This is a genomic window from Devosia rhodophyticola (assembly GCF_028816475.1).
GTDB lineage: Bacteria > Pseudomonadota > Alphaproteobacteria > Rhizobiales > Devosiaceae > Devosia > Devosia rhodophyticola.
On the sequence record NZ_CP118247.1, the window covers coordinates 57,737 to 79,496 of the forward strand.

Consider the following 21,760-nt stretch of genomic DNA (forward strand, 5'->3'; position numbering starts at 1 on the left):
CCTTTCAGTCGTCGTTCCGTTCGGTTTTTGCAGCACGCAGTCGGCCGAAATAGTCCATGCGCTTGCTCAGTTCGCGCTCAAATCCGCGTTCAACCGGTTGATAGAAAGCCTGGCGACCAATCTTTTCGGGAAAATATTGCTGGCCAGAAAATCCTTCAGGGGTGTCGTGATCGTAAACATAACCATCGCCGTATCCTTCGCCCTTCATCATTTTGGTTGGCGCGTTAAGAATGACCATGGGTGGCATGGGCGACCCCGTTGCCTTGGCAATGCTGGTTGCCGCCTTGAAACCGACATAGACGGCATTGGATTTTGGTGCCAACGCCAAATAGACCACGACCTGAGCCAGCGCAAGTTCGCCCTCGGGTGAACCGAGCATTTGAAAGGCATCGCGCCCTGCAACTGCCTGCGGCAGCGCTTGTGGATCAGCCAGGCCGATGTCTTCAACTGCCATCCGGATCAGCCGTCGCGCAAGAAACAGGGGGTCCTCACCCGCGTCAAGCATTCGGGCGAAATAGTAGAGCGCCGCATCAGGGTCGGAACCGCGGATGGTTTTGTGCAGGGCCGAGATCAGATTGTAATGGCCATCCTGAGCTTTGTCATAGATCGGGGCCCGCCTCTGAACCACCGTCAGCAGTCCAGCGCCGTCGAGCGTTTCATCGTCTCCAGCTGATGCAAGGATTTCTTCAATTAGCCCGAGCAGAGCACGCCCGTCGCCATCGGCAAGGGTCATTAGCGTTGCGCGTGCCTCGGGTGTGAGCGGCAATTGCGCGCCGGTTAGAGCTTCGGCCCGTTGCGCCAGGGATTCGAGGTCCCCTAGGGACAGCGATTCAAAGCGCAACACCTGACTGCGCGACAACAGAGCAGCATTCAACTCAAAAGACGGATTTTCGGTGGTTGCGCCAACAAGGACGACTGTTCCATCCTCCATGACCGGCAGGAACCCGTCCTGCTGAGCACGGTTAAAGCGATGAATTTCATCGACGAACAGCAACGTTTTTTTCCTGATAGACTTTCAAAGCGAGCTTTTTCAAAAACCTTCTTGAGATCGGCAACACCTGAAAACACGGCAGATATCTGTTCGAAACGGTAACCAATTTCGTCAGCTAGCAGTCGGGCAACTGTTGTCTTGCCGGTACCGGGTGGGCCCCACAGGATCAATGAACCCAAACGTTTCGAGCCGATCATGCGCCGCAGCGTTCCTTGAGGGCCGAGCAAATGCGTTTGGCCGATGACCGCATCGAGCGACCGCGGCCGCAATTGGTCGGCCAGTGGGCGGGCACCCGGGGGCTCGTCCGTTGGGTCTATCGGATCGGGGGTGAACAGATCACTCATCAGCCCGCCACAATGGTCCTGATGGTGCGTCCGCCGCGCTGAAGCACGATCTGCCACGTGCGGGTGCGTTGCGAAGCCAATTTCAAAAATGCGTTCGCATCGATAAATTTCTGGTCGTTCAGCGATATGATGATGTCGTCCACGGCCAATCCCATTTGTTCTGCTGGCGAACCGGATTTAATTGCAGTCACAATAACCCCAGAGGCGTCGTAGGGCAGACCCTTTTCTTCTGCAAGGGCTGGCGTGATGGCGGCGACGCTGGTGCCGGCAAATCTGCTGTCGCCCGAGACTGACGCGACCGAGGCAGAATCCGAGGGTGCTGGCTCGACGGTTATTGTTACATCTTCAGCCTTCCCGTTGCGGAGGCGTGAAAGCGTTGCCGTTTTTCCAACTTGCCGCGTTGCCAGGCGGAAGTTGAAGGCGCTCGGATCATCGATGGCAATCCCGTCGACCGCCAGGATCGCGTCGCCCACTGCAAACCCGTCGCGCTCGGCAGGTCCATCGGGCGCCAGATCGGTTATCAATGCGCCGTGGGGGGCGGACATGCCCATGCTGGTCGCAATATCGGTCGTTACTGCCTGCAGCTTTGCCCCAAACCAAGGCCGAACTATCTTGCCACCCGATATGCCGGCGTTGGCAACAACACGCACCATGTTAGCCGGGATGGCAAAGCCGATGCCGACAGAGCCACCACTCTTGGAAAATATGGCGGTATTGATGCCCACCAGATTGCCGTCCAAATCGACCAGAGCGCCGCCGGAGTTGCCCGGATTGATCGCCGCATCGGTCTGGATGAAGAATTCATAGTCACTGCTTTCCACCCCGGTTCGCGCAAGAGCCGAAACGATACCGCTAGTGACGGTTTGACCTACACCAAACGGATTGCCGATCGCCAGAACCAGGTCGCCCACCTGCAGTGCATCAGAGTTTGCAAATTTCAGTGCGGAAAAAGTCTGCCCTTTGGGATCACGAATCTTGAGCACCGCCAGATCGGTCTTCTTGTCGTCCAGCACAACGTCGACAGCAAATTCGCGTCCGTCCGACAGCGATATGCGCACTTCGGTACCGCCATCGACCACGTGACTATTGGTCAGGATAATGCCCCGGCCATCGACGATCACACCTGACCCCAGAGACTGGGACTCTCTTGGCCTTGTCTGGAACTGCCCTCGTTGGCCAAAGAAACGCTGAAAAAACGGATCATTGGCAAAAGGAGAAACGCTTTGCTGCTCAATGCGGGTCGAATAAACATTGACCACCGAGGGCGCCGCCATCTTAACCACGGGGGCAAAGCTCAATTTGACCTGGGCTGTCGTTTGAGGAACACTTCGTTCAACGGGATCAGGAAGGGCGATCGCAGGCGGCGGCGTTGCAGCGGCTTGGGCAATGGCTTTATTTTGATTTTGATTTGAAAGGGTAGTGGCAAAATAGCCCAGCCCCGCCAACACCAGAAGGGCGATGGCGGCAAGGGAGAAGCGACGAAATGTCATAATAATCACCAAGGACAGTTTCAGGCTGGCGGACTCAATATTGCCCACCGTGACATCAGAGGCAAACGCGCAAAATCGGGCGCCATTAAGGTGTCACGTGCATTGGTAATGTTTCAGCAAAATATTCATTTGCTGCAACGGGCAAGTGACCTTATATGCAGCGCTTCTTTATAACCACCTCAGCCACAGAAAGGCGTTTCGCCAATGGCCGACGAGCCCCTCCACGTTTTCCCGAACACATCAGCGCTAATTGCTGCTGAAGCACCTGATTTTCCCAGCTTTCTGTTTTCTGAACGTGAATTGCACAAGGCCGCCAAGGTCTTTCGCAAGGGCTTTGATGGGCTCCTGACTTATGCGGTTAAATGCAATCCGTCGCCACACGTTATCGCGCAGCTACATCGCGAAGGTTTGAAGGCGTTCGATGTTGCCTCCAACACCGAAATGGAATTGGTGCGGGATCACGCGCCGGGCGCGGCAATGCACTACAACAATCCGATCAAGAACAAGCGCGAGATCGCTCGCGCCTATGATGAATTCGGCATTCGCTCCTTTACCATTGATCATCCCCAGCAGTTGGACCAGTTGGCGGCTGTCGTTTCGCCTTCGCGAGATGTCGAAGTCACAACCCGCTTCAAGGCAGGCAAGGCGCTCAAATCCTATGATTTTGGCATCAAGTTTGGCGTCATGGAGCAAGGCGCCGCCGAAATCGTGTCGATGGTTGATCAGATGGGTTACACACCGAGCCTCTGCTTTCATGTCGGCAGCCAGTGCGAAGACGCCTATGCCTATGAACGCCACATTGCAGCGGCGGCGCGGATCGTTGAAGAATCCGGCATAGAACTCAAACGCCTCAACATCGGCGGCGGCTATCCGGCCCCCTACCCGACCAGCGAAGCGCCGCCAATGGACTACTATTTTGAAACCATCGCGGCTGCGGTGAACGACCATTTTGGCGAAAAGAAGAAGCCCGAACTTATTATCGAACCCGGCCGGGCGCTTGTAACCTCCTCGACGTCTCTCCTGCTCCGCGTCAAACATCAGCGCGGTGGGCAGGCAGTCTATGTCAATGACGGCGCCTATGGTTCGCTGATGGAAGTCAAGTTCATGCATTTCACCCCGCCGGTCCGGGTTTGGCGCGGCGCACGTGTGCACGACAATGAAGGGCAGTTTGAAAACTTTACAATCTGGGGCCCTACCTGCGACAGCTACGATGTGCTGCCGCAAACCTTCACGTTACCGGCAGATATTGACGAAGACGACTGGATCGAATTCGGCTTGATGGGTGCATATACCCAGGCATCACTAACGCCGTTTAACGGCTTTGATCGCCGAGACCAATTCTGGGTCGATGAGGTCTATACCGGCAAGGACGTGCAGCCGGAATAATTTGATCGAGATGCCGCAGGCCATTATGTTGAAATTCCCGCTTTGGCGGGAATTTTTTGCGCAAGTCTCAGCTACATATCGAAAATTCGATGCAAGACACCCCCACCCTCGATAACAAAAAGGGCGGCCACAGGATGCTGTGGCCGCCCAAATGCTCAAAACTGAAAATCGGCCTACGCCGCTTCAGACTCTTCATCGCGAACCGGGACCGGGCCGCTATCGAGGCCCTTGGCGTTGACGTCGCGGTCAACGAATTCAATCACAGCCATTGGTGCGTTGTCACCGAAACGGAAGCCGGCCTTCATGATGCGGATATAACCGCCCTGACGTTCCTTGTAACGGCCACCAAGAACCGCAAACAGCTTGCGGACCTGATCCTCGTCGCGGATCTGGGCAATCGCCTGACGGCGCGCATGCAGATCGCCACGCTTGGCAAGCGTCACCAGCTTTTCAACGATTGGGCGCAATTCCTTTGCCTTGGGCAAAGTCGTTACGATCTGCTCGTGTTTGATGAGCGCTGCGGACATATTGGCAAACATCGCCTTACGATGGCTGGCCGTCCGATTGAGTTTGCGACCTGAATTACCGTGGCGCATGGTTGTCTCCTGTAGATCTTATCGGCGCGAGATCAATAATGATCTTCGTAGCGCTTGGCGAGGTCATCGATGTTCTCGGGTGGCCAGTTAGCAACGTCCATTCCGAGATGAAGGCCCATTTGCGCGAGCACTTCCTTGATTTCGTTGAGCGACTTGCGGCCGAAATTGGGGGTCCGCAACATTTCCGCTTCAGTTTTCTGGATCAGATCACCAATATAGACAATGTTGTCGTTCTTGAGGCAATTGGCCGAACGGACCGACAGTTCGAGCTCGTCGACCTTTTTGAGCAGCGCAGGATTGAATGCCAGTTCCGGAACGGCATCCTGGGTCTTTTCCTTGCTGGGCTCTTCGAAATTCACAAAGACCGACAGCTGATCCTGCAGAATGCGCGCTGCAAAGGCGACAGCGTCGTCCGGCGAGATCGCGCCATTGGTTTCAACCTGAAGCGTCAACTTGTCCTTGTCGAGGCTTTCGCCCGCACGGGTTGCGTCGACCTTATAGGATACGCGACGGACCGGCGAGAACAGCGCATCGACCGGAATGTAACCAATCGGTGCGTCTTCGGGGCGGTTCTTGTCCGCTGCAACATAACCTTTGCCGGTATTGACCGTGAACTCAATGTTGATCTCGGCGCCATCATCGAGGTGGCAGATGACGAGTTCAGGATTGAGTACTTCGATGTCGCCGGTGACCTTGATGTCGCCTGCAGTAACCGAACCGGGCCCCTGCTTGGAAAGAGCCAAACGCTTGGGACCTTCTGATCCCATACGCAGTGCGATTTCCTTGACGTTGAGCACAAGGTCGGTAATGTCTTCCCGTACGCCGGGAAGCGACGAAAATTCGTGAAGAATGCCGTCGATCTGGATTGCCGTTACTGCCGCGCCCTGAAGCGACGACAGCAGCACACGACGAAGGGCGTTACCAAGAGTAAGCCCATAACCGCGCTCAAGCGGCTCGGCTACAACCGAGGCCACGCGCGCGTTGTCGCTGCCCGAAACAATCTCCAGCTTGGTCGGCTTAATAAGTTCTTGCCAGTTCCTCTGGATCGTCACAGGTAATGTCCTTTCAAAATCGCGGCCCTTGCCCGGCCGCTCCGCCGCAAACACAATAAGACTCCCGGCCCGGAGGCCAGGAGTTGAAAAACTTGGTTAGACGCGGCGCCGCTTGCGCGGACGGCAACCATTGTGCGGGATCGAAGTAACGTCACGGATCGATGTAACGTTAAAACCCGCTGCCTGCAAAGCACGAAGCGCTGATTCACGGCCCGAACCCGGACCACGAACTTCAACCTCAAGGGTCTTCATGCCATGTTCCTGCGCCTTCTTGGCAGCATCTTCAGCAGCAACCTGGGCTGCATAAGGGGTCGACTTGCGCGACCCCTTGAAACCCATCACACCAGAAGACGACCAGGAAATAGTGTTTCCCTGCATGTCAGCAATCGTGATCATGGTGTTGTTGAAGGATGCGTTCACATGGGCAACGCCGGATGTGATATTCTTACGTTCCTTGCGGCGAACGCGAGTTGTTTCAGTCTTAGCCATTTACGTCCTCAATTCGATATCCGCGCTGCCGTTAGCAATATGCCCCGGCAGCTACATCGAAGAACCCGATACGGGTTCTTACTTCTTCTTGCCTGCGATAGCTTTAGCCGGACCCTTGCGCGTACGCGCATTGGTATGGGTGCGCTGACCGCGAACGGGCAGTCCACGACGGTGGCGCAAGCCGCGATAGTTGCCCAGGTCCATCAAACGCTTGATGTTCATCGCCACGCCGCGACGAAGATCACCTTCAACAACATAGTCGCGGTCGATCGTTTCGCGAATCTGGATAACTTCGGCGTCGGTCAATTCATTGACGCGACGGTCGGCTGGAATTCCAACCTTGTTGCAAATATCCTCGGCGAACCTGTCACCGATCCCATGGATATACTGCAGCGCGATGATCACGCGCTTATTAGTCGGGATATTGACGCCAGCAATACGAGCCACGTCTGCACTCCTTCATTCACACCTTGGCCGCTGCGGCCTGTGTCCTAAAACAACAAGGACCGGATTTCGACCCCAACCTACTTGAGAAACCGAATCCAGCCCAATAATGCATGAGACTGACGCGGTTCATAAAGGACAAGCCATGCCGGAGTCAACCGGCAAGACTTATCGAATTTTCTAACTGCCGATGGCAGCCTTGATCGAAGCGGTAACTGTTTCCACCGGCTCCATACCATCAACGGACTTAAGCTGCCCTTTGTCGGCATAATATTTTACCAATGGTGCGGTCTGCTGATTGTAAACCTCAAGCCTGTTCCGCAACACCGCCTCATTATCGTCAGCGCGCCCTCCGGCTTCCTTGCCCCGACTGACCACGCGTTGAACCAGCACATCGACATCAGCTTTGATCTCAACAACGGCGTTTAGCTCCATGGACTTTTCTTTCAACATGGTGCTGAGCGCTTCGGCTTGTGCAATCGTGCGGGGAAATCCATCCAGAATAAAGCCAGGCTTGCAATCGGGTGCATCTAGGCGCTCTGACACAATGCCGTTGACGATGGTGTCGGAGACGAGATCACCGCGATCCATGACTTCTTTAGCTGCAAGGCCCATTGGCGTTTTGGCAGCAATGGCCGACCGCAGGATATCGCCAGTGGAGAGCTGCGGAATACCGTAGTCTTCAACTAGTATCTTTGCCTGCGTGCCCTTGCCTGCACCCGGTGGACCGAGAAGGATCAGCCTCATCGACGCTTTCCTCCACCGAGACGGGATTTTTTGACCATGCCCTCATATTGTTGGGCGATGAGATGACTTTGGACCTGGGAGATCGTATCAAGCGTCACAGTCACCATGATCAGCAGCGACGTGCCACCGATGAACTGGCTGACTGCGAGTTGGTTATGCACAATCTCTGGGATCAAAGCCACAACCGTCAAATAGACAGCGCCGGCCACCGTAATGCGGGTCAACACATAGTCGATGTGTTGAGCAGTCCGTTCGCCGGGACGAATACCCGGAATGAACCCGCCCGAACGCTTCAGATTGTCAGCGGTCTCGGTGGGGTTGAAGACAATTGCGGTGTAAAAGAACGCAAAGAAAATGATGAACACGGCAAATAGCGTCAGATAGAGCGGCTGGCCGCGGCCAAGCATGGCCGTAATCACCTGCAGCCATTGCGGTGAATTTCCCTGGGCGGCAAATGACGCAATGGTCGCGGGCAAAAGCAGTAGTGAGGAACCAAAGATCACTGGGATAACACCAGATGTGTTCAGCTTGAGCGGTAGATGAGAGCTTTCGCCCTGGAACATCTTGTTGCCCACTTGTCGCTTCGGATATTGAATCAGCAACCGGCGCTGTGCCCGTTCAAAGAACACGATTACTGCCACAACCACAACCGATAGCAACAATATGCCGACCGCAGCCAATGTGGGCAGCGCCCCAGTGCGGCTCAGTTCCATCGTCTGGACAACTGTGGCTGGCAAATTGGCGACAATACCGGCGAAAATGATCAGCGAAATGCCATTGCCGACGCCGCGCGAGGTGATTTGTTCACCCAGCCACATCAGGAACATGGTACCGCCGACCAAGGTTATGACCGTTGAAATACGGAAGAACCAACCAGGATTGAGAACAACGCCCTGACTTGCTTCCAACCCGACGGAAATGCCGTAGGCCTGGATCGTGCAGAACACCACTGTCAGATAGCGCGTGTACTGATTCATCTTGCGACGACCAGCCTCACCCTCTTTCTTCATTTCTTCGAGGCGCGGAGAAGCGGTCGAAACGACCTGCACCACGATAGAGGCAGTAATATATGGGATCAGATTAAGTGCGAAAATCGCCATGCGCTGAACGGCACCACCCGAAAACATGTTGAACATGCCCAAGATGCCCTGCTCCGATTGCTCGAAGGTCGCGCGGAATGCGTCCGGGTCAATCCCCGGCACTGGAATAAAAGTACCCAGACGATAAACAAGCAGCGCTCCTAGTGTGAACCAGATGCGCTGCTGGAGTGCTTTCGCCTTTGAAAACGTCGAGAAATTAAGATTTCTAGCCAGCTGTTCGGCTGCGGACGCCATGTGTCGCTCCCTATGGCTTAAAGGCCAGGCGCGTTAGGCCGAGAATTACTCGGCCTTTGCGTCTTTTGCTGTCGAAGTTGCTACATGCAATTCGACTTTACCACCGGCAGCCTCGATTGCTGCCAAGGCACCCTTGGTGGCGTAATCCACCTTGAAAGTGACCTTCTTGGAAGTGAAACCTTCCGAACCCATCAGGCGCACGCCATCCTTGGCTCGACGCACAACGCCAGCAGCAATCAATGCCGCGACGTCAATCACGCCCTTGGCGTCCAACTTACCGGAATCGATGTAAGCTTGGATACGGTCGATGCGAACCTGGTTCCATTGCTTTGGATTATGCGAGTTAAACCCACGCTTTGGCATACGCATGTGGAGCGGCATCTGACCGCCTTCAAAACCATTGATCGCAACACCAGAGCGCGAAGTCTGGCCCTTAACGCCGCGGCCAGCGGTCTTGCCCTTGCCCGAACCGATGCCGCGACCAACACGGGTACGAATCTTGTAGGAGCCGGGATTATCACGAAGTTCGTTCAAACGAGTCATGTTGAACACCTTTTGCCTTTTACTCGCCGACGACGCGGACGAGGTGCGGGAGTTTGTTGATCATGCCGCGAACTTCGGGCGTATCAAGCAGCTCACGCTTCTTGTTCATCTTATTGAGCCCGAGACCAACCAGGGTTGCGCGCTGCACCTTGTCGCGGCGGATCGGCGAACCGATCTGCTCAACAATGAGGGTTTTCTTGACTGCCATCTTATCTCTCCGTCAGCCTGATCAAGCTTCGACCGCAGTTTCGCCGCGGCGAGCCTGCAATTCCGAAACCTTCAAACCACGACGCGATGCGACCGAACGCGGGCTATCGACACGCTTGAGCGCGTCGAACGTCGCGCGAACCATGTTGTAAGGGTTAGCCGATCCCTGCGACTTCGCCACAATGTCGTTGATCCCGAGGGTCTCAAACACTGCGCGCATCGGACCACCGGCGATAATACCGGTACCGGGTTCTGCTGCACGCAAGATGACCTTGCCGGCGCCGTGGCGGCCATGCACATCATGATGCAATGTACGTGCGTCGCGCAGCGGTACACGGATCATTGTGCGCTTAGCCGCTTCAGTGGCCTTACGGATTGCTTCTGGAACTTCGCGGGCCTTACCGTGACCAAAGCCAACGCGGCCCTTTTGATCGCCAACCACAACCAAGGCGGCGAAACCGAAACGGCGGCCACCTTTGACAACCTTGGCAACACGATTGATGTGGACCAGGCGGTCGACGAATTCGCTATCGCGATCTTGAACGTCTCTGCTCATAATATCTTCTTTCTCGCGCCGTGGATCAGAACTGCAGGCCGCCCTCGCGGGCAGCTTCTGCCAGGGCCTTGACCCGGCCGTGATAAATGTAGGCACCGCGATCGAAAATGACTTCGACCACTCCTGCCTTGGTGCCACGCTCAGCGATCAACTTGCCGATGGTCGATGCGGCTTCAGCCGTTCCACCATTCTTGACAGATGCCTTGACGTCGGTATCGAGCGTCGAGGCAGAAGCCAATGTACGGCCAGTCGAATCATCAATGATCTGCGCGTAGATATTTTTGTCCGAACGGTAGACCGACAACCGTGGCCGACCGAAAGCACGAGCCTTAAGCGCCTTGCGAACGCGGGCTTTGCGGCGCTCTGCGCCCTTATTGCTGATAGCCATCGCAGGCGCTCCTTACTTCTTCTTGCCTTCTTTGCGGAAGACGAACTCGCCATCGTAGCGAACGCCCTTGCCCTTGTATGGCTCTGGCTTGCGGAATTCGCGAATATTGGCTGCAACCTGGCCAACGGATTGCTTGTCAACACCGCTAATCACGATTTCAGTTGGGGCTGGCACCGCCAGCGTGATTCCCGCTGGTGCGGTGTAAATCACTTCGTGACTAAACCCAAGCGAAAGCTTGATGTCTTTGCCCTGAAGCGCAGCGCGATAACCCACACCCTGAATCTGCAGCTTGCGCTGGAAACCGGTGCTGACACCAGTCACCATGTTTTGGATAAGTGCGCGGGTCGTGCCCCATGCAGCGCGGGCCTCACGGGTGTCATTGGCAGGTGTTACCAAAACGCCTTCAGGCGTCTGCTCAACCTTGACAATATCCATGAGCTCAAGGCTCAATTCGCCTTTTGGGCCCTTAACCGCGACGTTGCGACCATTCAAAGTCACATTTACGCCGCTGACAGGAGCAACCGGTTGTTTACCCGTACGGGACATTTTGTTCTACCTTCTTGAGTAATCGTCATACCGCCTACCGATAATTGAAGCTGAAACTTCAAACATCAGAATACGCGGCAGAGTACCTCGCCACCAACATTTGCTGCCTTGGCTTCGTGATCCGCCATTACGCCCTTGGGCGTGGACAGAATTGAAACACCAAGACCGTTAGCTACCTGCGGAATATTCCGCACCGATGCATAAACGCGACGGCCGGGACGCGAAACGCGTTCGATCGTGCGGATGACCGGATCATTTTCCGCGTACTTGAGTTCAATCTCGTACTCGGCAGCGCCGTTCTCGAACTTTGTCTCAGAGTATCCGCGGATAAATCCTTCGGACTGGAGAACGTCCAGCACGCGACCGCGTAGGGTCGAGGCTGGTGTCGAAACGGAATTCTTGTGACGCATCTGCGCATTGCGGATACGGGTCAACATATCTCCGATGGGATCGGTGAAGCTCATCTTCTTCTCTCCTTACCAGCTCGACTTTACCAGGCCTGGAATCAGACCCAGATTGCCCAACTGGCGCAGTGCAATACGGCTCAGCTTCAGCTTGCGATAATAACCACGGGGACGTCCGGAAACTTCACAACGGTTGCGAACGCGAACTGGTGCCGAATTGCGTGGCAGTTCCGCGAGTTTGAGCTGTGCGCCAAACCGAACTTCAGCCGATGCCGAAGCATCCTTGCTGAGGGCTTTAAGTGCTGCCCGCTTGCCAGCATATTGCTTGGCAAGGGCGGCGCGCTTGTTGTTTTTAGCGATGGAGCTGGTCTTGGCCATGTCCTGATCCTTATTCCTTCCCCTGCCCGCTTACTGGCGGAAAGGGAAGTTGAAAGCCTTGAGAAGCGCGCGGGCTTCGTCATCCGTGTTGGCGGTCGTACAAACCACGATGTCCATACCCCAGATTTGATCAACCTCGTCGTAGTTGATTTCAGGGAAAATGATATGTTCCTTGATGCCCATTGCGTAGTTGCCCGCACCATCGAACGAATTCGGGTTCAGGCCGCGGAAATCGCGAACGCGCGGCAAAGCAATGTTCACCAGACGATCGAGGAATTCATACATGCGCGCCTTGCGCAATGTAACCTTGACACCCAGCGGCATATCTTCGCGAACCTTGAAGCCGGCGATCGACTTGCGTGCATGGGTGATAACAGGCTTCTGGCCAGCAATCTTTTCCATGTCACCAGCAGCCGACTTGACCTTCTTGGAGTCGTTCACAGCTTCGCCAACGCCCATATTCAGCACGATCTTGTCGAGCCGGGGCAATTCCATGACGTTCTTGTAACCGAACTGCTCGGTAAGCGCCTTCTTGATGGTCCCGTCATATTCGACGCGAAGCCGTGGGATGTAAGCTGTCTCAGCCATCGATCACATCTCCGGTGCTCTTGGCGACGCGCGATTTAACGCCGTCTTTAATCTGGAAACCAACGCGGCTGGGCTTGCCATCCTTGTCGGCGAGCGCGAGGTTCGACAGATGTATCGACGCTTCCTTGGTGAAAATACCGGCATCGTTCGACGCGGTCTGCTTGGTGTGACGACGAACAAGATTGATACCCTGAACGAGTGCACGAGTTTCAGTTGGGATGACTGATAGGACCTGGCCGGTTTTGCCTTTGTCCTTGCCAGTCAGGACGACGACTTTGTCGCCCTTCTTTATTTTGGCGGCCATTACAGCACCTCTGGTGCGAGCGAGATGATCTTCATGTGGTTCTTGGCGCGAAGCTCACGTGGAACTGGTCCGAAGATACGAGTGCCGATTGGTTCTTTTTGATTGTTGATCAGAACCGCGGCGTTTTTGTCAAAGCGAATAACCGTGCCATCGGGGCGACGGATATCGAACGCGGTGCGTACAACGACCGCCTTCATAACCTGACCCTTCTTTACGCGACCGCGTGGAATAGCGTCCTTGACCGACACAACAATAATGTCGCCAACAGAAGCGTATTTACGATGCGAGCCGCCCAGCACCTTGATGCACATGACGCGACGCGCGCCGGAATTATCCGCGACGTCGAGATTGGATTGCATCTGAATCATGACTGGATGCCTTCTTGTTTATGCCGACCGCCGTCCCCGGCGCGCCAACCTTAAACCCTAAATTTGTTTACGCGGACGGAACGAGTGTCCAGCGCTTGTTCCTGGAGATCGGTGCGCATTCCTCGATCTGTACAATGTCCCCGACCTTGGCAATATTTGCCTCATCGTGGGCCTGGTACTTCTTGGACCGACGCACTGTCTTTTTCATAACCGGATGTGTAAAGCGGCGTTCGACGCGCACAACAACCGTCTTCTCATTGGTATCGGAGACAACAGTCCCCTGTAGAACGCGTTTTGGCATGGCCGCCGCTCCTTACTTCGCTGCGCTTTTTTCAGCCAGGATGGTCTTGATCCGCGCGATATCGCGGCGGACCTGCTTGACCCGGGCTGGTGATTCCAACTGCTGGGTAGCACGCTGGAAACGCAGATTGAATTGTTCTTTCTTCAGGCCAACAAGCTGATCTTTCAGCTCGTCCGGGGTCTTCGCCCGCACATCCTTGGCAGTCGTCATTGCCTTGACCCCTTAGTCTGCAATGCGGGTAACAACCCGCGTCATGATCGGCAGCTTCATAGCGCCGAGGCGCAAAGCTTCCTTGGCAACGTCCTCGGGGACGCCGTCGATTTCGAATACGATGCGGCCGGGCTTCACACGAGCCGCCCACAGTTCAACCGAACCCTTGCCCTTACCCATGCGGACTTCAGTCGGCTTTTTGGTGACTGGCACATCCGGAAAGATGCGGATCCATACACGGCCCTGACGCTTCATTTCGCGGGTGATTGCGCGACGAGCCGCTTCAATCTGCCGCGCTGTAACGCGCTCTGGTTCAGTTGCCTTAAGAGCATATTGCCCAAAAGCAAGATCAGTACCGCCCTTGGCAACGCCATGGATACGACCCTTGTGAGCCTTGCGGAACTTGGTTTTCTTAGGTTGCAGCATAACGAGTTACCTTCTTATGCGCGTTCGCGGTCGGACCGCTGGCTACGCTGACCGCCACCATCGCCACTACCTTCGGTAGCCCGACGCTCATGCGCCGATGGATCATGTTCAAGCACTTCGCCTTTGAAAATCCAGACTTTGATGCCGATGATGCCGTATGTCGTTGCGGCTTCAGCAGTACCATAATCAATGTCAGCACGCAGTGTGTGCAATGGAACACGACCTTCACGATACCATTCAGTACGCGCGATATCGGCACCGCCAAGGCGACCACCAACATTGACGCGGATACCACCGGCACCCATGCGGATCGAAGTCTGCACAGCGCGCTTCATGGCGCGACGGAATGCCACTCGGCGTTCCAGTTGCTGGGCAATACCCTGAGCAACGAGAGTCGCATCAGTTTCCGGCTTGCGCACTTCAACGATGTTGATGTGCACTTCGCTGTCGGTGAACTTCTTCACACTGGCGCGGATCTTGTCGATGTCTGCGCCCTTTTTGCCGATCACAATGCCCGGACGGGCGGTGTGGATCGAAACGCGGCACTTACGGTGCGGACGCTCGATGACAATCTTGGAGACTGCAGCTGCCTTCAATTCCTTGAGCAGCATGGTACGAATCTTCAGATCTTCCTGAAGCAATGAACCGTACTCAGCCTTGTTGGCGTACCAACGCGAGTCCCAGGTGCGGTTGATGCCGAGGCGAAAACCGATTGGATTGATCTTCTGACCCATTATGCGGCCTCTTCAACTTGACGGACAACGATCGTCAGGTGGGCGAATGGCTTCTGGATCTGTGAAGATCGGCCACGTCCACGCGCCGTGAAGCGCTTCATGACAAGCGAATTGCCTACAAATGCTTCGGCAACGACAAGAGCGTCGGTGTCGAGGCCATGATTGTTTTCGGCGTTGGCAATGGCGCTTTCAAGCACCTTTCTTACCTGGCCGGAAATGCGCTTGTGGTTGAACTCGAGATCGGCCAAAGCCTTCTCTACCTTCTTGCCACGGATCAACTGAGCAACAAGGTTCAGCTTTTGCGGGCTAATGCGTAGCATCCGCAGTACTGCCTTGGCTTCGTTGTCCGCAAGCGCGCGCTGGGTTTTTGGCTTGCCCATGTTACTTCCTCTTGGCCTTCTTGTCGGCCGCGTGACCGTAATAGGTACGGCTTGGCGCGAATTCGCCGAACTTGTGGCCGATCATGTCTTCGGTCACTGAGACCGGAACATGCTTTTGACCATTGTGGACACCGAAGGTGATGCCGACGAACTGGGGCAGAATCGTCGAACGACGGCTCCAGATCTTGACGACTTCGTTGCGGCCCGATTCACGGACCTTTTCGGCTTTCTTGAGCAGGTAACCGTCGACAAACGGGCCTTTCCAAAGCGAACGGGTCATGGCTTATCTGCCCTTCTTCACGTGACGCGAGCGAACGATGAACTTGTCCGTCGCCTTATTGCTGCGGGTCTTCTTACCCTTAGTCGGCTTGCCCCAAGGCGTAACCGGATGACGGCCACCCGAGGTACGGCCTTCACCACCACCATGAGGGTGATCGATTGGGTTCATGGTCACACCGCGGTTGACTGGCTTGCGACCCAACCAACGTGAACGACCAGCTTTACCGAGTGCGGTATTGGAGTGATCCTGGTTCGAAACCGCGCCAACGGTTGCGAGACATGAACCATGAACACGACGCTGTTCGCCAGAACTGAGGCGAAGGATCGCCCAACCCTGATCGCGACCAACATACTGAGCATAAGCACCAGCAGAACGGGCAACCTGAGCGCCCTTGCGGGGCTTAAGCTCAATGTTATGAACGATCGTGCCAACCGGCATGCGTTCAAGCGGCATGGCGTTGCCGGGCTTCACGTCAACCGAACCCGTTGAAGAGATGACCTTGTCGCCCGCAGCCAAACGCTGTGGTGCAATGATGTAGGCCTGCTCACCATCCGAATAGGTAATCAGAGCTATAAACGCAGTCCGATTGGGATCATATTCCAACCGTTCAACCGTTCCAACCACGTCAAACTTGACGCGCTTGAAGTCAATCATGCGATAGGTGCGCTTGTGACCGCCACCGCGATGGAATGCAGTGATACGACCACGGTTGTTTCGTCCACCAGATTTGGTCAGACCCTGGGTCAGACCCTTTACCGGCTTACCACCCCAAAGCTCGGACCGATCTGTCGTAATCAGATGACGGCGACCTTCTGAGGTAGGATTATATTGCTTTAAAGCCATTCTTATCTCTCCCTCACAGGCCGGTCGAAATATCGATCGACTGACCGTCGACAAGGGTCACAACAGCCTTCTTGATGTCGTTGCGGACACCAAGCTTGCCGCGGAAGCGCTTTACCTTGCCCTTGCGGACAATGGTATTGACTGCCTTGACCTTGACCGAGAACAGCTGCTCGACGGCGGCTTTGATCTCTGGTTTGGACGCATCGATGGAAACATCGAAAACGACCTGATTATATTCCGAAGCCATCGTCGACTTTTCGGTCACGACCGGATTACGGATGATGTCGTAAGCGCTGAGCTTATTCATGCGAACCTTGCCTCGAGCGCTTCGAGCGCTGCTTTGGTAAGGACGAGCTTCCGACGACGGAGGATGTCAACAACGTTGATCCCCTGCACAGGCAGCACGTCGATATGCGGAATGTTGCGAGCCGCCAGAGCAAAATTCTGGTCAACCGTCGCACCATCGATGATCAGCGCATTCATCCAGTCAAGCTTACCGAACGTGATGCGCAGGGCCGAAGTTTTCGGATCCTTCTGGGCAACGCTGTCCAGAACGATCAACTCGCCGGCCTTGGCCTTGGCAGAAAGCGCATGCTTGAGAGCAAGAACGCGAACCTTCTTAGGCAGATCGATCGCATGGCTGCGGGTCTCGGGACCAAATGCACGGCCACCACCACGGAATTGCGGAGCCTTGCGATCGCCGTGACGGGCGCCGCCCGAACCCTTCTGCTTAACATATTTCTTGCCGGTACGAGCGCCGTCGGAACGATGCTTTACCTGATGCGTGCCGGCCATAGCCTTGAGCTGCTGGTAACGGACCATCCGGTGAAGAATATCTTCGCGAACTTCAAGACCGAAGACGTCATCGGCTAGCGATACGCTGCCCTTGGACTTCCCGTCGAGAGAGGTAATCTGGAGTTCCATTATTCACTCTCCCCCTGAACAGAGGCTGCTGCTGGCTTGAACGAGCCAGGAAGAGCTGCATCCTTGGGAGCAGGCTTCTTGACGGCATCCTTGATCATGATCCAACCGCCCTTGGCGCCGGGAACAGAACCTTGGATCATGATAAGCCCGCGTTCCACATCGGTCTTGACGACCTTGAGGTTCTGGGTGGTAATACGCGCATCACCCATGTGGCCAGGCATCTTCTTGTTCTTGAAAGTCTTGCCGGGATCCTGACGACCACCAGTAGAACCAATAGAACGGTGAGAAACAGAAACACCGTGGGAAGCACGCAAACCACCAAAGTTCCAGCGCTTCATACCACCGGCAAAACCCTTACCAATGGACGTTCCGGTCACATCGACCAGTTGCCCTTCAGCAAAGTGATCAGCCTGCATCTGTGCGCCTACCTCAATGAGGTTTTCCGCATCAACGCGAAACTCGGCGACGTGACGCTTGGGCTCAACCTTGGCAACAGCGAACTGGCCGCGTTCTGCCTTGGTCGTATTTTTTGCCTTGGCCTGTCCAGCGCCCAACTGAAGCGCGACATAACCATCTTTTTCCGACGTCCGCTGTCCTACCACCTGGCAGTTTTGCAGCCCGAGCACCGTGACAGGCACGTGAGCGCCGTCGTCGGTGAATATGCGGGTCATGCCCAGCTTCTGTGCGATCAAACCAGAACGCATCGGTTGTTACCTTTTCAAATAGGCGCTGAACCGGGTCATTTTCAAGAGGACCCTATGGATGGTTAGCGCGAAAACTCAGTCACTTAGAGCTTGATTTCGACGTCGACACCGGCGGCAAGATCGAGCTTCATCAGCGCATCAACCGTCTGTGGAGTCGGATCAACAATGTCCAGAAGACGCTTGTGGGTCCGGATCTCGAACTGTTCGCGCGACTTTTTGTCGATATGCGGCGAGCGGTTCACGGTAAACTTATCAATTCGCGTCGGCAGAGGGATCGGACCACGGACCTGAGCACCAGTACGCTTGGCCGTCGAAACGATCTCACGCGTTGATGCGTCAAGGACGCGATGGTCAAAGGCCTTAAGCCGTATGCGAATGTTTTGACCGTTCATGTTGCAATCCTAAGGAAAAATGAACCGCAGCGCGCTTTAGACGCGCTGCGCAATTCGAAGGCTGAATTACTTCAGGATCTTGGCGACGACGCCGGCACCAACGGTACGGCCACCTTCGCGGATAGCGAAGCGAAGCTTTTCTTCCATGGCGATCGGCACAATGAGCTGAACGTTCATGTTGATGTTGTCACCAGGCATAACCATTTCGGTGCCTTCTGGCAGCGTAACAATGCCGGTCACGTCAGTCGTACGGAAGTAGAACTGAGGACGATAGTTGCCAAAGAACGGCGTATGACGGCCACCTTCTTCCTTGGTGAGGATATAGGCCTCAGCAACGAAATCAGTGTGGGGGGTCACGGAACCGGGTTTGCACAGAACCTGACCACGCTCAACCTGAGTACGGTCAATACCACGGATCAGAGCACCAATGTTGTCGCCTGCTTCACCCGAATCGAGCAGCTTGCGGAACATTTCAACGCCGGTAACGGTCGTCTTCTGGGTGTCCTTGATGCCGACGATTTCGACTTCTTCACCAACCTTGACGATACCGCGCTCAACGCGACCGGTAACAACAGTACCACGACCCGAGATCGAGAAAACGTCTTCGATCGGCAACAGGAACGGCTGATCGACTGGACGCTCTGGCTGCGGAATGTAGCTGTCAACAGCGGCCATCAGTTCGATCACGGCATCATGTCCGAGCTTGGCATCGCCACCGTTCAGAGCTTCGGTGGCCGAACCCTTGATCAGCGGGATGTCGTCGCCCGGGAATTCGTAGGAGCTGAGCAGTTCGCGAACTTCAAGCTCAACCAGTTCAAGCAGCTCTGGGTCATCGACCATGTCGCACTTGTTCAGGAAGACAACCAAAGCAGGCACACCAACCTGACGGGCAAGCAGAATATGCTCGCGGGTCTGAGGCATCGGGCCGTCGGCGGCGGACACCACCAAAATGGCACCATCCATCTGGGCCGCACCGGTGATCATGTTCTTCACATAGTCAGCGTGACCTGGGCAATCAACGTGAGCGTAGTGACGGTTAGCGGTCTCATACTCGACGTGCGAGGTATTAATGGTAATACCACGGGCCTTTTCTTCAGGAGCAACGTCGATCTGCGCGTAGTCCTTGAAGGTTGCGCCACCGGATTCGGCGAGCACCTTGGTGATCGCAGCAGTCAGCGACGTCTTACCATGGTCAACGTGACCGATGGTACCGATGTTGCAGTGAGGCTTATTGCGGGAAAATTTTTCCTTGCCCATCGCTATTCTCCGTATTCGTTAGCCAGAAGGCCAATCTTGAGTTGAGTTTGGTTAGGCGTATTTGGCCTGGACTTCGTCGGCAACTGCCTGCGGAACCTGGTCGTAATGATCAAATGTCATTGAGTACTGCGCACGACCCTGGCTCATTGAGCGCAGCGAGTTCACATAACCGAACATGTTTGCAAGCGGTACGAAAGCATCCACAACCTGAACAATCCCACGGCTTTCAGTGCCCTGGATCTGACCACGTCGTGAATTAAGGTCACCGATAACGTCGCCCATGTATTCCTCTGGCGTCGTAACTTCAACCTTCATGATCGGTTCAAGGATCTTTGGCGATGCTTTGCGGATGGCTTCACCGAAACCAGCACGACCGGCAATTTCAAAGGCAAGAACCGAAGAGTCGACGTCGTGGTATGCACCTTCAGTCAAGGTAACCTTGATGTCGACAATAGGGAAACCGATCAACGGCCCAGCGGCCATCACCGATTTCACACCCTTTTCAACACCCGGAATGTATTCCTTGGGAACTGAACCACCAACGACGGCATTTACAAATTCGAGGCCCTTGCCCACTTCGCCCGGCTCAATGGAGAGCTTGACGCGAGCAAACTGGCCCGAACCACCCGACTGCTTCTTGTGGGTATAATCCACATTGGCAGCGCGAGTAATGGTTTCACGGTAGGCAACCTGAGGTTGACCAATGTTAGCCTCGACCTTGAACTCCCGACGCATACGGTCAACGAGAATATCGAGGTGCAATTCGCCCATACCCGAAATAATCGTCTGGCCGGACTCTTCGTCTGATTTGACGCGGAAGCTTGGATCTTCAGCAGCAAGGCGATTAAGGGCAAGACCCATCTTTTCCTGATCGGCTTTTGACTTCGGCTCAACCGAAATATCGATAACTGGCTCAGGGAAGATCATACGCTCAAGAATAACCTGCGAACTGCCGACGCAAAGCGTATCGCCCGTTGTCGTGTCCTTTAGACCAACAATCGCCACGATGTCACCGGCGAAAGCCTCAGTGATCTGCTCACGGCTGTTGGCGTGCATCTGGAACATGCGACCGATACGTTCGCGTTTTTCCTTGACGGTGTTTTCCACCATCGCGCCCTGCTCTACCTTGCCCGAGTAAATACGACAGAAGGTCAATGAACCCATGTGCGGATCGTTGGCAATCTTGAACGCCAGCATTGACAAAGGTTCTTCGTCATCAGCGTGACGCTCAATAGGCTCTTCAGTGCGCGCGTCAATACCGCGAATAGCTGGAATATCAGCAGGCGACGGCAAGAAGTCGATAACGCCATCAAGCAAAGGCTGAACGCCTTTGTTCTTGAATGCCGAACCTGCAAAGACCGGGAAAAATTTCACGTCAACAGTACCGCGACGCAGCAAACGACGGATTGTGTCGTTATTAGGCGCTTCGCCGTTCAGGTAAGCTTCCATGGCGTCATCGTCGATCTCGACGGCGGCTTCAACCATAAGCTCACGATATTTTGCGGCAGATTCTTTGAGATCATCAGGAATCTCAACGATGTCCCACTGAGCGCCCAGTTCTTCATTACGCCAAACGAGAGCATTCATCTCGATCAGATCAACAACGCCCTTGAATTCGTTCTCGGCGCCGATTGGCAGCTGAACAACAACGGCCTTGGCGCCCAATCGCGAGCCGATCATTTCGACGCAGCGATAGAAATCGGCACCGATCTTGTCCATCTTGTTGACGAACACGAGGCGGGGCACATTGTATTTGTCGGCCTGACGCCAAACAGTTTCGGTCTGAGGCTCAACGCCAGCATTGGCATCCAGCAACGCAACCGCACCATCGAGCACGCGCAGCGAACGCTCTACTTCAATGGTGAAGTCCACGTGTCCTGGTGTGTCGATAATATTAAAGCGGTGCATAGTGCCATCACGACCCTTCCAGAAGGTCGTCGTGGCCGCGGACGTGATCGTAATGCCACGCTCCTGCTCCTGCTCCATCCAATCCATAGTGGCAGCGCCGTCATGGACTTCACCGATTTTGTGCGACTTGCCCGTGTAGTACAGGACGCGCTCGGTCGTGGTGGTCTTGCCAGCATCAATGTGAGCCATGATGCCGAAATTGCGATAGTGGTCGATTGCGTATTCGCGTGCCATTTTAAGCTCCAA

At 55.1% G+C, this 21,760-nt stretch carries 31 protein-coding genes and 1 pseudogene; 1 reads left to right on the forward strand and 31 read right to left on the reverse strand.

Annotated features, from left to right (window positions below; genetic code table 11):
• Positions 1-4: 4 nt before the first annotated feature.
• Both PSQ90_RS00305 and PSQ90_RS00310 read right to left on the reverse strand, forming a co-directional pair.
• Positions 5-1,335, reverse strand: a pseudogene (locus tag PSQ90_RS00305) (replication-associated recombination protein A).
• Complete coding sequence (locus PSQ90_RS00310; protein ID WP_282211463.1) at positions 1,335-2,825, reverse strand: Do family serine endopeptidase; 1,491 nt, start codon at positions 2,823-2,825, stop codon at positions 1,335-1,337. Before PSQ90_RS00310 ends, PSQ90_RS00305 begins: the two are co-directional and overlap by 1 nt.
• Before the next feature lie 204 nt (positions 2,826-3,029).
• Here PSQ90_RS00310 and PSQ90_RS00315 point away from each other — a divergent pair, with 204 nt between their 5' ends.
• Positions 3,030-4,211, forward strand: coding sequence for a type III PLP-dependent enzyme domain-containing protein (locus PSQ90_RS00315; RefSeq protein ID WP_282211464.1), 1,182 nt, complete (start codon positions 3,030-3,032; stop codon positions 4,209-4,211).
• Between the two features lie 173 nt (positions 4,212-4,384).
• Here the strand turns inward: PSQ90_RS00315 and rplQ are convergent, their stop codons facing one another.
• The 29 genes from rplQ to fusA all read right to left on the reverse strand — a co-directional run bounded on the left by rplQ (position 4,385) and on the right by fusA (position 21,748).
• Positions 4,385-4,807, reverse strand: coding sequence for a 50S ribosomal protein L17 (rplQ, locus tag PSQ90_RS00320; protein WP_282211465.1), 423 nt, complete (start codon positions 4,805-4,807; stop codon positions 4,385-4,387).
• Between the two features lie 32 nt (positions 4,808-4,839).
• Positions 4,840-5,859, reverse strand: a complete 1,020-nt coding sequence (locus PSQ90_RS00325; RefSeq protein ID WP_282211466.1) for a DNA-directed RNA polymerase subunit alpha — start codon at positions 5,857-5,859, stop codon at positions 4,840-4,842.
• A gap of 96 nt (positions 5,860-5,955) precedes the next feature.
• Positions 5,956-6,348 (reverse strand): 30S ribosomal protein S11, encoded by a 393-nt coding sequence (gene rpsK / locus PSQ90_RS00330; RefSeq protein WP_046136760.1) that lies wholly within the window; start codon positions 6,346-6,348, stop codon positions 5,956-5,958.
• A gap of 78 nt (positions 6,349-6,426) precedes the next feature.
• On the reverse strand, positions 6,427-6,795 hold the full coding sequence (rpsM, locus tag PSQ90_RS00335; protein WP_282211467.1) for a 30S ribosomal protein S13: 369 nt from the start codon (positions 6,793-6,795) through the stop codon (positions 6,427-6,429).
• Between the two features lie 177 nt (positions 6,796-6,972).
• Positions 6,973-7,539: an adenylate kinase gene (locus PSQ90_RS00340; RefSeq protein WP_282211468.1), complete on the reverse strand. Its 567-nt coding sequence runs from the start codon at positions 7,537-7,539 to the stop codon at positions 6,973-6,975.
• Positions 7,536-8,873 carry a preprotein translocase subunit SecY gene (gene secY, locus PSQ90_RS00345; RefSeq protein ID WP_282211469.1) on the reverse strand — a complete coding sequence of 446 codons (1,338 nt, stop codon included), beginning with the start codon at positions 8,871-8,873 and terminating at the stop codon, positions 7,536-7,538. The genes PSQ90_RS00340 and secY overlap by 4 nt, the downstream gene beginning before the upstream one ends.
• Before the next feature lie 45 nt (positions 8,874-8,918).
• Entirely contained in the window at positions 8,919-9,416 is a 498-nt protein-coding gene (gene rplO, locus PSQ90_RS00350; protein ID WP_282211470.1) for a 50S ribosomal protein L15, read from the reverse strand.
• 19 nt (positions 9,417-9,435) lie between these two features.
• Complete coding sequence (gene rpmD / locus PSQ90_RS00355; protein ID WP_282211471.1) at positions 9,436-9,624, reverse strand: 50S ribosomal protein L30; 189 nt, start codon at positions 9,622-9,624, stop codon at positions 9,436-9,438.
• Between the two features lie 21 nt (positions 9,625-9,645).
• A complete protein-coding gene (rpsE, locus tag PSQ90_RS00360; protein WP_282211472.1) occupies positions 9,646-10,179 on the reverse strand; it encodes a 30S ribosomal protein S5 in 534 nt (177 codons plus the stop codon).
• A gap of 25 nt (positions 10,180-10,204) precedes the next feature.
• The gene (gene rplR / locus PSQ90_RS00365; RefSeq protein ID WP_282211473.1) at positions 10,205-10,567 is read right to left on the reverse strand and encodes a 50S ribosomal protein L18; all 363 of its coding nucleotides are present in this window, start codon (positions 10,565-10,567) and stop codon (positions 10,205-10,207) included.
• Positions 10,568-10,579: 12 nt separating this feature from the next.
• A complete protein-coding gene (rplF, locus tag PSQ90_RS00370) occupies positions 10,580-11,113 on the reverse strand; it encodes a 50S ribosomal protein L6 (RefSeq protein ID WP_282211474.1) in 534 nt (177 codons plus the stop codon).
• A gap of 65 nt (positions 11,114-11,178) precedes the next feature.
• Complete coding sequence (gene rpsH / locus PSQ90_RS00375; protein WP_282211475.1) at positions 11,179-11,577, reverse strand: 30S ribosomal protein S8; 399 nt, start codon at positions 11,575-11,577, stop codon at positions 11,179-11,181.
• 12 nt (positions 11,578-11,589) lie between these two features.
• Positions 11,590-11,895, reverse strand: a complete 306-nt coding sequence (gene rpsN / locus PSQ90_RS00380; protein WP_282211476.1) for a 30S ribosomal protein S14 — start codon at positions 11,893-11,895, stop codon at positions 11,590-11,592.
• A 30-nt stretch (positions 11,896-11,925) separates the two neighbouring features.
• On the reverse strand, positions 11,926-12,483 hold the full coding sequence (gene rplE, locus PSQ90_RS00385; RefSeq protein ID WP_282211477.1) for a 50S ribosomal protein L5: 558 nt from the start codon (positions 12,481-12,483) through the stop codon (positions 11,926-11,928).
• Entirely contained in the window at positions 12,476-12,787 is a 312-nt protein-coding gene (gene rplX, locus PSQ90_RS00390; RefSeq protein WP_282211478.1) for a 50S ribosomal protein L24, read from the reverse strand. Before rplX ends, rplE begins: the two co-directional genes overlap by 8 nt.
• Positions 12,787-13,155: a 50S ribosomal protein L14 gene (rplN, locus tag PSQ90_RS00395; protein ID WP_035102635.1), complete on the reverse strand. Its 369-nt coding sequence runs from the start codon at positions 13,153-13,155 to the stop codon at positions 12,787-12,789. The genes rplX and rplN overlap by 1 nt, the downstream gene beginning before the upstream one ends.
• 67 nt (positions 13,156-13,222) lie before the next feature.
• Positions 13,223-13,456: a 30S ribosomal protein S17 gene (gene rpsQ / locus PSQ90_RS00400; protein WP_282211479.1), complete on the reverse strand. Its 234-nt coding sequence runs from the start codon at positions 13,454-13,456 to the stop codon at positions 13,223-13,225.
• 12 nt (positions 13,457-13,468) lie between these two features.
• Positions 13,469-13,666: a 50S ribosomal protein L29 gene (gene rpmC / locus PSQ90_RS00405; RefSeq protein WP_282211480.1), complete on the reverse strand. Its 198-nt coding sequence runs from the start codon at positions 13,664-13,666 to the stop codon at positions 13,469-13,471.
• 12 nt (positions 13,667-13,678) lie between these two features.
• The gene (gene rplP, locus PSQ90_RS00410) at positions 13,679-14,092 is read right to left on the reverse strand and encodes a 50S ribosomal protein L16 (RefSeq protein ID WP_212657690.1); all 414 of its coding nucleotides are present in this window, start codon (positions 14,090-14,092) and stop codon (positions 13,679-13,681) included.
• A gap of 14 nt (positions 14,093-14,106) precedes the next feature.
• Positions 14,107-14,826 (reverse strand): 30S ribosomal protein S3, encoded by a 720-nt coding sequence (rpsC, locus tag PSQ90_RS00415; protein WP_282211481.1) that lies wholly within the window; start codon positions 14,824-14,826, stop codon positions 14,107-14,109.
• Complete coding sequence (rplV, locus tag PSQ90_RS00420; RefSeq protein WP_282211482.1) at positions 14,826-15,206, reverse strand: 50S ribosomal protein L22; 381 nt, start codon at positions 15,204-15,206, stop codon at positions 14,826-14,828. The genes rpsC and rplV overlap by 1 nt, the downstream gene beginning before the upstream one ends.
• 1 nt (position 15,207) lies before the next feature.
• Entirely contained in the window at positions 15,208-15,486 is a 279-nt protein-coding gene (rpsS, locus tag PSQ90_RS00425) for a 30S ribosomal protein S19 (RefSeq protein ID WP_282211483.1), read from the reverse strand.
• Positions 15,487-15,489: 3 nt separating this feature from the next.
• Positions 15,490-16,329, reverse strand: coding sequence for a 50S ribosomal protein L2 (rplB, locus tag PSQ90_RS00430; RefSeq protein WP_282211484.1), 840 nt, complete (start codon positions 16,327-16,329; stop codon positions 15,490-15,492).
• A gap of 13 nt (positions 16,330-16,342) precedes the next feature.
• On the reverse strand, positions 16,343-16,636 hold the full coding sequence (locus PSQ90_RS00435) for a 50S ribosomal protein L23 (RefSeq protein ID WP_282211485.1): 294 nt from the start codon (positions 16,634-16,636) through the stop codon (positions 16,343-16,345).
• Complete coding sequence (rplD, locus tag PSQ90_RS00440) at positions 16,633-17,253, reverse strand: 50S ribosomal protein L4 (RefSeq protein ID WP_282211486.1); 621 nt, start codon at positions 17,251-17,253, stop codon at positions 16,633-16,635. The genes PSQ90_RS00435 and rplD overlap by 4 nt, the downstream gene beginning before the upstream one ends.
• Entirely contained in the window at positions 17,253-17,957 is a 705-nt protein-coding gene (gene rplC / locus PSQ90_RS00445) for a 50S ribosomal protein L3 (protein WP_282211487.1), read from the reverse strand. Before rplC ends, rplD begins: the two co-directional genes overlap by 1 nt.
• An 83-nt stretch (positions 17,958-18,040) precedes the next feature.
• Positions 18,041-18,349 (reverse strand): 30S ribosomal protein S10, encoded by a 309-nt coding sequence (gene rpsJ, locus PSQ90_RS00450; protein ID WP_056232628.1) that lies wholly within the window; start codon positions 18,347-18,349, stop codon positions 18,041-18,043.
• A 66-nt stretch (positions 18,350-18,415) separates the two neighbouring features.
• Positions 18,416-19,606 carry an elongation factor Tu gene (tuf, locus tag PSQ90_RS00455; RefSeq protein ID WP_282211488.1) on the reverse strand — a complete coding sequence of 397 codons (1,191 nt, stop codon included), beginning with the start codon at positions 19,604-19,606 and terminating at the stop codon, positions 18,416-18,418.
• A gap of 51 nt (positions 19,607-19,657) precedes the next feature.
• The gene (gene fusA / locus PSQ90_RS00460; protein ID WP_282211489.1) at positions 19,658-21,748 is read right to left on the reverse strand and encodes an elongation factor G; all 2,091 of its coding nucleotides are present in this window, start codon (positions 21,746-21,748) and stop codon (positions 19,658-19,660) included.
• Between the last annotated feature and the right edge of the window lie 12 nt (positions 21,749-21,760).

Excerpts from the sequence above, each read along its gene's own strand:
- rplN (WP_035102635.1), bottom strand. The coding sequence starts at position 13,155 with ATGATTCAGATGCAATCCAATCTCGACGTCGCGGATAATTCCGGCGCG.
- PSQ90_RS00315 (WP_282211464.1), top strand. The coding sequence starts at position 3,030 with ATGGCCGACGAGCCCCTCCACGTTTTCCCGAACACATCAGCGCTAATT.
- fusA (WP_282211489.1), bottom strand. The coding sequence starts at position 21,748 with ATGGCACGCGAATACGCAATCGACCACTATCGCAATTTCGGCATCATG.
- rpsH (WP_282211475.1), bottom strand. The coding sequence starts at position 11,577 with ATGAGCTTCACCGATCCCATCGGAGATATGTTGACCCGTATCCGCAAT.
- PSQ90_RS00340 (WP_282211468.1), bottom strand. The coding sequence starts at position 7,539 with ATGAGGCTGATCCTTCTCGGTCCACCGGGTGCAGGCAAGGGCACGCAG.
- rplB (WP_282211484.1), bottom strand. The coding sequence starts at position 16,329 with ATGGCTTTAAAGCAATATAATCCTACCTCAGAAGGTCGCCGTCATCTG.
- rpsQ (WP_282211479.1), bottom strand. The coding sequence starts at position 13,456 with ATGCCAAAACGCGTTCTACAGGGGACTGTTGTCTCCGATACCAATGAG.
- rpsK (WP_046136760.1), bottom strand. The coding sequence starts at position 6,348 with ATGGCTAAGACTGAAACAACTCGCGTTCGCCGCAAGGAACGTAAGAAT.
- rplF (WP_282211474.1), bottom strand. The coding sequence starts at position 11,113 with ATGTCCCGTACGGGTAAACAACCGGTTGCTCCTGTCAGCGGCGTAAAT.
- rplD (WP_282211486.1), bottom strand. The coding sequence starts at position 17,253 with ATGGAACTCCAGATTACCTCTCTCGACGGGAAGTCCAAGGGCAGCGTA.
- rplX (WP_282211478.1), bottom strand. The coding sequence starts at position 12,787 with ATGGCCGCCAAAATAAAGAAGGGCGACAAAGTCGTCGTCCTGACTGGC.
- rplE (WP_282211477.1), bottom strand. The coding sequence starts at position 12,483 with ATGGCTGAGACAGCTTACATCCCACGGCTTCGCGTCGAATATGACGGG.
- rpmD (WP_282211471.1), bottom strand. The coding sequence starts at position 9,624 with ATGGCAGTCAAGAAAACCCTCATTGTTGAGCAGATCGGTTCGCCGATC.
- rplP (WP_212657690.1), bottom strand. The coding sequence starts at position 14,092 with ATGCTGCAACCTAAGAAAACCAAGTTCCGCAAGGCTCACAAGGGTCGT.
- rplR (WP_282211473.1), bottom strand. The coding sequence starts at position 10,567 with ATGGCTATCAGCAATAAGGGCGCAGAGCGCCGCAAAGCCCGCGTTCGC.
- rplC (WP_282211487.1), bottom strand. The coding sequence starts at position 17,957 with ATGCGTTCTGGTTTGATCGCACAGAAGCTGGGCATGACCCGCATATTC.
- rplO (WP_282211470.1), bottom strand. The coding sequence starts at position 9,416 with ATGACTCGTTTGAACGAACTTCGTGATAATCCCGGCTCCTACAAGATT.
- rpsS (WP_282211483.1), bottom strand. The coding sequence starts at position 15,486 with ATGACCCGTTCGCTTTGGAAAGGCCCGTTTGTCGACGGTTACCTGCTC.
- rpsC (WP_282211481.1), bottom strand. The coding sequence starts at position 14,826 with ATGGGTCAGAAGATCAATCCAATCGGTTTTCGCCTCGGCATCAACCGC.
- rpsJ (WP_056232628.1), bottom strand. The coding sequence starts at position 18,349 with ATGAACGGTCAAAACATTCGCATACGGCTTAAGGCCTTTGACCATCGC.
- tuf (WP_282211488.1), bottom strand. The coding sequence starts at position 19,606 with ATGGGCAAGGAAAAATTTTCCCGCAATAAGCCTCACTGCAACATCGGT.
- rplQ (WP_282211465.1), bottom strand. The coding sequence starts at position 4,807 with ATGCGCCACGGTAATTCAGGTCGCAAACTCAATCGGACGGCCAGCCAT.
- PSQ90_RS00310 (WP_282211463.1), bottom strand. The coding sequence starts at position 2,825 with ATGACATTTCGTCGCTTCTCCCTTGCCGCCATCGCCCTTCTGGTGTTG.
- rplV (WP_282211482.1), bottom strand. The coding sequence starts at position 15,206 with ATGGGCAAGCCAAAAACCCAGCGCGCGCTTGCGGACAACGAAGCCAAG.
- secY (WP_282211469.1), bottom strand. The coding sequence starts at position 8,873 with ATGGCGTCCGCAGCCGAACAGCTGGCTAGAAATCTTAATTTCTCGACG.
- rpsE (WP_282211472.1), bottom strand. The coding sequence starts at position 10,179 with ATGAGCAGAGACGTTCAAGATCGCGATAGCGAATTCGTCGACCGCCTG.
- rpsN (WP_282211476.1), bottom strand. The coding sequence starts at position 11,895 with ATGGCCAAGACCAGCTCCATCGCTAAAAACAACAAGCGCGCCGCCCTT.
- PSQ90_RS00435 (WP_282211485.1), bottom strand. The coding sequence starts at position 16,636 with ATGAATAAGCTCAGCGCTTACGACATCATCCGTAATCCGGTCGTGACC.
- rpmC (WP_282211480.1), bottom strand. The coding sequence starts at position 13,666 with ATGACGACTGCCAAGGATGTGCGGGCGAAGACCCCGGACGAGCTGAAA.